The following is a 2239-nucleotide window of genomic DNA, read 5'->3' on the forward strand; positions in this document are numbered from 1 at the left end:
GATCGACTCCACACCGTCCCGCAGGTTCTCCCAGAACTCCGTCAGGTCCCGGGCACCCGGGAAGCGCCCCGCCATCCCGATGATCGCCACACCACCGCGCGCCGTAAGGTCTGCGTCACCCATGTCCGCCGCACCGGTCATCCCTGCCCCCTCGCCTTGCGTCGCCGCTGCTGGTGCTGACGGCGTTTCTGTAGGTTCTCCCGCCGCCTTTCGACGGCTTCCTCTGTAGCGCGGGTCTCTGGCTGCGGGCGGTTCTCCGCGAGTTCGGCCAGATGCGCGACCGTGAGACCGTCGTACAAGTCGCCCAGGGTGAGCCTGGCCTGAAGCCGGGCGTTGGCGGTGCTCACCAGCTGGATGGCTGTGAGGGAATCGCCCCCTAGAGCGAAGAAGCTGTCCTGGATCCCGATGGCCTCGATTCCCAGCAGGTCCTGCCAGACCTCGCACAGCGTGTGTTCAGCGGGTGTCCGCGGTGGGACGTACTCCGTGTGCAGGGCGGGCCGTGCGTGGACGGAACGTGGCAGGGCGTCCGGCCGTCCGGCTCGTTCGAGCACCTGGGCGGCCCGTGCGTCGAGGGAAGGCGCGTCCGCGAGGAGTTCCGTGAGATCCGAGGGCGACACGATGACCTGCGGTTCCGCGGAACCCGTCAGGATCGCCTCCAGGACCCTCAGCCCTTCTTGCCGCGTCATGCCACGCTCGTCCACCTCGTGACTGCGCAGTTCTGCGAGGCCGGGCGGGACAGCGGCCTTCACGGTCATTCCGAGGCCTTTCCACGGCCCCCAGTCGATCGAGATCACTCGTCGGTGCCGGCCGCGGTCCTGGGCGAAGGCGTCGAGGAAGCAGTTGGCGGCACAGTAGTCGACCTGGCCGACGCTGCCGATGTTGGCACCGTTGGACCCGAAGAGCACGAGGAAGTCCAGATCCTGGCCGGCCAGCGCTTGTTCCAGCACCAGGGTGCCGTGCACCTTCGGTCGCATCACTTCCGCGGCATCCGACAGGTCTTTGAGCTGAACCAGACCGCCACCGGGCACCCCGGCCGCATGGAAGGCCCCGTTCACCACACCCCAACGGTCGACGGTACGGGCCACCACCTCGCTCATCGCCTTGGGGTCGGCCACATCGGCACGCAGGACCAGAAGCTGCGCGCCGGAGTCCTTCAGCCCGACGAGCCGGCGCACGGTGTCCGCGACCGGGCCCTCGGACTGCCGGGCCAGAAAGGCGTCCCATTCCTCGGCGGGTGGCAGCGGAGTGCGTGTCGTGAGCGCCACACGCCCTCCCGCGGCGCAGATGTGTTCCGCGAGTGCCAGGCCCAGCGCACCCGTCCCTCCCGTGACGAGATACACCCCCCCGGGGCGCAGCGCCGTACCAGCGGTGGGCAGGGGCAGAGGGTGCGGCAGGTAGTGCTGGAGCCACCGGTGCAAACCCCGGTGGGCGGCCGTCTCGCAACCGGCCTCGGGCTCGGCGGCCAGCTCGGACATCAGGTGATCGACTTGCCGCGCGGTGGGTGCCGTCACGCAGTCGAGATCGATGCAGCGGCAGGTGGTTCCCGTCATCTCGCGAGGCAGTACGCGGCTGGGGCCGAGCAGCGTCGCCTTGGCAGGTGTCAGTCCTTCGGTGCCGGTCACGTTGTGGACGCCGTTGCTGAGCACCCATATGCGTCGTCGTTCGGCGTTCCCGTGACGGCCGAGGGCCTGAGCCAGGTGCACGAGGCTGTCGAACCCGAAGCGCAGGGCCGCCGTCTCGTCGGCAGGCTCCTCGCGCGGGGCGGTCACCGTCCAGCTGTGGACGATGCGTGTGGGCTGACCGGAGGGGCCGGAAGCCAACGAGTCGATCAACCGGCGGTAGTCGTCACCCTCTCCCGCGCGGAGGGTGACCTCGCCGGGTGCGGTCCGGCGCCACTCGTCGGCCGGCTTGACCACCGTGACCGTGGCACCCCCCGCACGGAGGCGCTGGGCAAGGGCGTCGCCCACACCTACCTCGTCGGCGAACACCAGCCAGTGCTGCCCGAAATCCGGAGCCGCGTGAACGGGAAAGGGCACGCGCTGCCACGAGGGTGCGTACATCCATTGAGCCAGGTCGTCACGGCGTCGCAGGGTATGGGTGGTGGGGGTTTGTTGTGGTGTGGGTTTGTGGAGCCAGTGGTGTTTGGGGTTGAGGGGGTGGGTGGGGAGGAGTATGCGGTGGCGGTTTTCGTGTTGGTAGTAGGTGTTCCAGTTGGGGGTGTGTCCGGTGAGCCAGAGGT

General features: G+C 69.0%; 2 protein-coding genes. Both read right to left on the reverse strand.

The features are described 5' to 3' along the window. The coding region (locus tag IG05_RS50155; protein ID WP_199808484.1) for a beta-ketoacyl synthase N-terminal-like domain-containing protein at positions 1-141 on the reverse strand (141 nt) is incomplete at its 3' end. Beyond that, positions 138-2239 (reverse strand): SDR family NAD(P)-dependent oxidoreductase (locus IG05_RS0140800; RefSeq protein ID WP_158839155.1); only part of this gene is annotated, 2102 nt, incomplete at its 5' end. The genes IG05_RS50155 and IG05_RS0140800, both read right to left, overlap by 4 nt.

The organism is Streptomyces sp. NRRL S-1022, assembly GCF_000720135.1.
Classification (GTDB): Bacteria; Actinomycetota; Actinomycetes; order Streptomycetales; family Streptomycetaceae; genus Streptomyces.